This is a genomic window from Yoonia sp., from assembly GCF_965660735.1.
Classification (GTDB): Bacteria; Pseudomonadota; Alphaproteobacteria; order Rhodobacterales; family Rhodobacteraceae; genus Yoonia.
On sequence record NZ_CBFIBD010000038.1, the window covers coordinates 21,036 to 27,626 of the forward strand.

7 protein-coding genes are annotated in these 6,591 nt (G+C 59.2%); 2 read left to right on the plus strand and 5 right to left on the minus strand.

What is annotated here, in order from left to right:
* Positions 1–212 precede the first annotated feature (212 nt).
* From ACTG4B_RS12780 to ACTG4B_RS12800, 5 genes are all read right to left on the minus strand, one after another.
* Complete coding sequence (locus ACTG4B_RS12780) at positions 213–977, minus strand: glycosyltransferase family 25 protein (protein WP_439156087.1); 765 nt, start codon at positions 975–977, stop codon at positions 213–215.
* 392 nt (positions 978–1,369) lie between these two features.
* On the minus strand, positions 1,370–2,740 hold the full coding sequence (locus ACTG4B_RS12785; RefSeq protein ID WP_439156088.1) for a glutamate--cysteine ligase: 1,371 nt from the start codon (positions 2,738–2,740) through the stop codon (positions 1,370–1,372).
* Between the two features lie 56 nt (positions 2,741–2,796).
* On the minus strand, positions 2,797–3,315 hold the full coding sequence (locus ACTG4B_RS12790; protein ID WP_439156089.1) for a hypothetical protein: 519 nt from the start codon (positions 3,313–3,315) through the stop codon (positions 2,797–2,799).
* Entirely contained in the window at positions 3,308–4,147 is an 840-nt protein-coding gene (locus tag ACTG4B_RS12795; RefSeq protein ID WP_439156090.1) for a GNAT family N-acetyltransferase, read from the minus strand. The genes ACTG4B_RS12790 and ACTG4B_RS12795 overlap by 8 nt, the downstream gene beginning before the upstream one ends.
* Positions 4,148–4,196: 49 nt before the next feature.
* A complete protein-coding gene (locus ACTG4B_RS12800; protein ID WP_439156091.1) occupies positions 4,197–4,919 on the minus strand; it encodes a 16S rRNA (uracil(1498)-N(3))-methyltransferase in 723 nt (240 codons plus the stop codon).
* 12 nt (positions 4,920–4,931) lie between these two features.
* On the opposite strand from ACTG4B_RS12800, the gene ubiA reads away from it, so the two are divergent.
* Both ubiA and ACTG4B_RS12810 read left to right on the plus strand, forming a co-directional pair.
* A complete protein-coding gene (gene ubiA, locus ACTG4B_RS12805; RefSeq protein WP_439156092.1) occupies positions 4,932–5,903 on the plus strand; it encodes a 4-hydroxybenzoate octaprenyltransferase in 972 nt (323 codons plus the stop codon).
* 60 nt (positions 5,904–5,963) lie between these two features.
* A partial coding sequence (locus ACTG4B_RS12810) for a BON domain-containing protein (protein ID WP_439156093.1) occupies positions 5,964–6,591 on the plus strand: 628 nt, incomplete at its 3' end.

Here is a 6,591-nt window from a genome sequence, read left to right on the forward strand (position 1 = left end):
CAGGGCAGAGCGGTCGGTGTTTGGCGTTAGTCGTCGAAACTTTCAAGGGTCTGGCTGACGCGACAAACAGATGATCCACTTGAAACAAATTGATGAACGGTAATTTGACGAGGAAGGGTCTGACGAAAGACCAACGTCGTAAATACACGTGGGCCAGCCCGAACAAGACAATTTCATGGCACCCCCCGAAATTGGTCGATGAGATCATGTTTTCATCGTCTAGTCAGATATGAAATCCCACTGCGCCAGTACAATGGCACTTTTTGCCTTAGCTCAAATCTGGTGAATTTATTTATTTTTCGAGTATAACCGCATGAAGAGGTGGCAACAGGTCGGTCTTCGATCGTTGTCGGGAACGCACGCAACCCTACTGGTGGGTATTCAAGGGATATTCCACAATTTCCGAGCGCGATCCAATCTCGGAGTTGATTGTCAAATGGTGCATAAAGACCAGCGCCTTCGCACCATTCAACAAATGCTTTTGCTTGATCTTTTTGCCAAAGCAGGGCTGATGAGAGCAAGGGAAATTGGTAAGCTCTATACAGATTGTTACCGGTTACAGGTGCAACCATTCGACGACGAAGGTCCACAGTATAGCTCAGATTTACACATGCCCAGAGCGGTACCTTGATACTCAAGGTGGCAGAAACTTCATCAATTAGTTGGCCTATATTTTGATGAAGTTGCGCATCATCCTCAAGGATCAGACCCACGTCGCATTCGCTCAATAACAAATCGCGCAGCGCTGCTAGGTGGCTCAAAAAACACCCCACTTCTCCACGGGTCAAGTCGCGGCCGAAAAGGTAATTGGCACGTGCTCGGTTATAGATTCTGGTCGTGCTCACATAGTCTTCGCCAGGCTCAACCGCTCGCAGTCGCGACCATACCGAACCCATCTGGTCCAGATCAGCCCCGATGGCTCTCAGCCTTTCGGGTGATCTGTCCAAATTGATGACTTGCACAAGAACTGCCTTCATTATGACCACACAGAGTTTAATTGACGCGTCGCCGTATACTATTACGGCTAGCCCAGCAGCGGTCTGGAAGCAAAGAATGCATCGTAAAGGGCTTGGCTAGAAGGTGTTTGGGAAAGTTATTCAAATCGAAGATATCATGCATGTTGCATCAATAGTCAGAAATTCACGTAGACGCTATGGGCTGATTCTGTTGAAAAACTCTTTGCTGCGTCTGCAAATTTTCAAAAAGCAGAAAACTGTTCTCCGCTAATCAGAATACCCCAAGAAACATCGGTAAAATTTGAGAGAACCAGAATACTCTTCTGTCAAATTTGACCCAAACGCCCGATATCGGAGTTTTTCAACAAAATAAGCTCAAAGCCGCCATTGAGAAGGGCGTATCAGCCAACCCCCTAATAACTATAGTCCGCATAAATCCGTTTCAGATCGCCGTTCCAGTCGCCATAATAGTGATCCAGCAATTCATCCGCAGGAGTCTTGCCGGTTTCGACCGATTCCTTCAATGCGTTCAGGAAATGGGTCTCATCAGGGACCATGCCCCCGGCACCTGGCATGGCGCGGGCCTTTAATCCGGCATCGGAAATCGCGACGCATTGGCGGGCCAGATCCAGCATGTCGATCCCTTCGACCTTTGCCTGCAACCCGTCAATGGATGCGGCCACGCGCAGTGCCTCGCGCTGGTCGGCGGTCCAGTCCTTGCACAGATCCCACGCGACATCGAGCGCGGTCTGGTCATACATCAGCCCGACCCAGAACGCTGGCAATGCACAAAGCCGCCGCCACGGGCCACCATCCGCGCCGCGCATTTCGATATATTGCTTGATCCGCGCCTCAGGGAAAACGGTTGTCAGATGATCCGCCCAGTCGGACAGCAGCGGTTTTTCACCGGGCAAAGCGGGCAATTCGCCCTTCAGAAAATCGCGAAACGACATGCCCAGCGCGTCGATATATTTGCCGTCGCGATAGACAAAATACATCGGCACATCCAGCACCCAATCGACCCAGGCCTGAAACCCAAATCCGTCCTCGAACACGAACGGCAACATGCCGGTGCGCGCCGGGTCCAGATCGCGCCAGATCCGGCTGCGCCATGATTTATGGCCGTTTGGCTTGCCCTCGAAGAACGGGGAATTGGCGAACAGGGCCGTCGCCACAGGCTGCAATGCCAGTGCGACGCGCAATTTTTGCACCATGTCCGGCTCTGACGCGAAATCAAGGTTTACCTGCACGGTGCAGGTGCGGCGCATCATCTGTGTGCCCAGCGTGCCAACCTTTTGCATGTAGTCGTTCATCAGCTTGTAACGCCCCTTGGGCATCAGCGGCATTTGTTCGTGCGTCCATTCGGGGGCGGCCCCCAGCCCGATGAACTTGACGCCGATATCATCGGCCACCGATTTGACCTCGGCCAGATGCACGTTCACCTCGTCACAGGTCTGGTGGATGGTTTCCAGCGGCGCACCCGACAATTCCAGCTGTCCGCCGGGTTCAAGGCTGACGTTCGCGCCATCCTTGGTCAGGCCAATGATATTGCCAGCCTCAAAGACCGGGTCCCAGTGGAACCGGTTTTGCAGACCTTCCAGCACAGCCTTGATCGACCGGTCGCCGTCATAAGGCAGCGGCAGAAGGGTATCCTGACAAAATCCGAATTTTTCATGTTCTGTGCCGATGCGCCACTGGTCCTTGGGCTTGCACCCCTTGGACAGGGTTTCGACCAGTTGCGCGTAATTCTCGATCGGACCACCGCCGGTTTGAGGGATAGACATGGGGCCGTGCTCCGCTTGATTTCAGACGTCTGTCGTTGCCTGCACCAGCCGCGCCGTCAATGCAAGAGTGGACGATCACGCGCCCACACCGTCACCCGCGCATCAGGTGTGTGTGAAAGCACATCCAGAACGGTGCTGGTCTTGATATCCGGCAGGGCGGCGAAGACGTCAAACAGGTCTTCTGCCCCGGCGGCATTGACCGGAATGGCAATCTGCTGGCCGCCGATCCCGGTCAGAACCCAGGCGGGTGCCGGGTAGGCGCCGGGGTCAAGTTCGAGCTTTGTCAGATCGTTCACATCTATGACACCACCGTCCAGCGGGCCGAAATAAGCCAGCCTGCGTTCGCGGATCTGCACGACGCCCGGCCCTTCACCCTCTTGGCGAAACCGGCCCCTTTGCACGCCGGCGACGGCCCAAGCACAACCGCCGGCGACCATCAGCCAGCCCAGCCAGGCAACCGCGCCAACGCTGCGCAGCCCCCACCAAAGACCCAGCGCGACCACCGCCAGGCCCAGCAGGACATCGCGCCAGCGCCACAAGAACGCGCGCGCCTCTGGTCTCAAAAAATCAGCCATGCACCATTTGCCCCTCTTCATAGACAAGCGCGGCATAGCTGCCATGGCGCTGGAATCCAATGGCCTCATAGGTGCGGGCTGCAGGGGCTGTCGCCGCCCCGAGATAGGCGCAGATCACCCCCGCCGTGCGCGCCTGCGCCAGATGCAGCGCCACGGCAATGCGGCCAAACCCGCGCCCGCGCAGATGCGGCGGGACAAAGACACCACCCACCTGCACCAAGTGGGTAAGGTTCGCGTTGAACCCGGTCATCGCGACCGGACGGCTGCCGTCCATCAGCACGCGATAGGTATCACGTTTCCCGATCTCTTGCAGGTCGTGCCGCGCGCGGTGCAGCGCGACCTCGATCACGTTTCCCTGTGTTTCCATTAGAAACATCGCCCGCCAGTTGGTCAGCAGGTCCAACGGCACAGCTGAAAGCGGCTGCAATTGCAGCCCGCTGGCACGCGGCATTTGCAGATCATCCAGCGCCAAGCGATAGACAGGTTCAGTAAAATCCAGCAGGGGGCTGGCGCGCAGGCCAAGCGTTGCGCGCAGATGTGCGACCGTATCAGGCGCGCCACCGATACCGGCAACCTGCATTCCCGCCAGCAGGTTTGGCGCCTGCGCAGCGACATCGTTGGTAAACACGGGGTAAAGAAACCCACTGCCCGTCACCCCCAGCACATCCGTCAACCGCCCCTGATCGTGCCATAGCCAGAACTGCATTGCTTTGGGGTGGTCAGTGCCTATTCCATGATAGATCAAATTTGTCAGCGGATAGAACGCTACTGGCAGCTGCGTACGCAGGAACGCCGTGATCCTCGGTTGATCATCCGCGCGCGCAGCAATCACGCCAAAACCCGCCGTTGCGGGTTGTGGTGGCCTTGCGCGCATATGCGGATCACCCCCAATCGCCCAGCGCCTTTTGCCAGACTGTCAGCGCTGCAACGGCCGCCGTATCCGCCCGCAGGATGCGGGGGCCAAGGCTGGCCGGATGAGCAAAGGGAAGTGCCCGCAAACGGTCACGCTCGGCCGGGGAAAAACCGCCTTCGGGACCGATCAGGATTGCCCAGGGGCCGGGCAGATCAGGCAGACCGACAGGATCACCGATCAACGCCTCGTCACAGAACATCAACTGGCGGTCTGCGGGCCAGTCGCCCAGCACCCGCGCCAGTTTCACCACATCATCTACCCTGGGCACAAAGGTGCCGCCACATTGTTCTGCCGCCTCGATCGCGTGGGCCTGCAACTTGTCCTGCCGGACGCGGTTGGCGGCCTGGGTGAAATCGGTCTGCACCGGCATGATCCGTGCCGCGCCCATTTCAACCGCCTTTTCCACGATGAACGCCGTGCGTTCCTTGCGAATCGGAGCAAACAGGAACCACAAGTCAGGCGGCGATTGCAGGGGCGCTGTTTGGTTGCCACAGATCAGGACACCACCCTTTTTGCCTGCCTGGACAACCTCTGCATCCCATTCTCCGTCGCGGCTGTTGATCAGCGACAGGACTGCACCCGCGCCCAGCCGCATCACCCCGAACAGGTAATGCGCCTGATCCCGGTCCAAGGGAACCGTTTGCCCTTGCCCCAGAGGGTGATCTACATAAAGCCGAACCTTTGATGCCATGAGGCGAACCATATGACCGAGAATGCCAAGATGCCAGAGCCAACAGGCACTGTCGCCGATGCCGTCAAAGGCAACTGGGTAGATCGGCTGGCGCCCGGTTTTTCCCGCCCCTACCTGCGGCTTAGCCGGGCTGACAGGCCGATCGGGACGTGGCTGCTGTATCTGCCGTGCCTGTGGGGGCTGTCGCTTGCGTTGCTGGCGACCGACAGCGTGGGTCTGTTTGATCTGTGGATCGTCGTTGCCTGTGGAATCGGTGCATTCTTGATGCGTGGCGCAGGCTGCACATGGAACGACATCACCGACCGCAATTTTGATGGTGCGGTGGCGCGCACCCGGTCGCGGCCGATCCCGTCAGGGCAGGTCACGGTGCGAGGTGCCGCGATCTGGATGGTCGCGCAGGCGCTGGTGTCCTTTGGCATCCTGCTGACATTCCCGGGCGCTGCGATCATTCTGGGGATCATCGCACTGGCGCCGGTGGCGATTTATCCCTTTGCCAAACGGTTTACATGGTGGCCGCAGGTATTTCTTGGGCTGGCATTCAACTGGGGCGCGCTGCTGGCATGGGCGGCGCATACCGGCAGCATCGGGCCAGCGCCGGTTGTCCTGTATCTGGCAGGGATCGGCTGGACCCTGTTTTACGACACGATCTATGCCCATCAGGACACCGAGGATGACGCCCTGATCGGCGTCAAATCCACCGCGCGGCTGTTCGGCGAAGCCAGCCCGCAATGGCTGACGGGGTTCATGTATGCCACGACGGCCCTGATGGTGATTGCCGTTCTTGCGGCGACCCGCGCCGTCGGGGCGGACATCCTGCCCAGCCTGATCGCCCTGGGCGGGGCGCTGGCGATGCTGTTGCACATGCGCTGGCAGCTGGCGCGCTTTGATGCGGATGACATGGGCGGGCTGCTGCGCCTGTTCCGGTCCAACCGGGATGCGGGCCTTTTGCCTGTGCTGTTTTTCGCCTGTGCCGCGCTGGTGTGATTGCACCCGGCCCGACGGCACCCTAAGACAGGGACATACAGAACCACGCATCGGGGTTTCATGCGCTTCTCCGCCATCGCCATCGTCTCAATGACATTTCTTGCTGCCGCAGGCCTGAGCCTTGTCGCAGCAGGCTTTTCCGTCAGGGCGATCGAGGACAATTCCGAGTATGGCGTGCGCCTTGCCCTGGACGAGAACGACCTGCCATGGGCCGAGGTGCAGGCAAACGGGCTGCAGGTCGTGCTGACCGGCACCGCCCCGTCCGAGGCGTTGCGCTTCAAGGCGCTGTCGACTGCGGGTGGCATCGTCGATGCGGCCCGCGTGATCGACGGGATGGATATCCGTGACAGCGGCGGCATCGAGGCGCCGCGCTTCTCGGTCGAGATCCTGCGCAACGAGGGTGGAATTTCCCTGATCGGCCTTGTGCCCGCCTCGATCGACCGGGACAGCATCATGGCGCAGCTGTCCCCGATGGCCGGTGGTGCGGCTGTGACCGATCTGCTGGAAACGGCGGACTATCCGGTGCCGGACAACTGGGACAGGGCGCTGAGCTTCGGGATCAAGGCGCTTGAGACCATGCCGCGGGCGAAAATCTCGATCGCGGCGGACAGGGTCGCCATCACCGCCATGGCCGACAGCACGGAAGAGCGGCGCAAGCTTGAGGTGGACCTGGCGCGCCGGGTTCCCA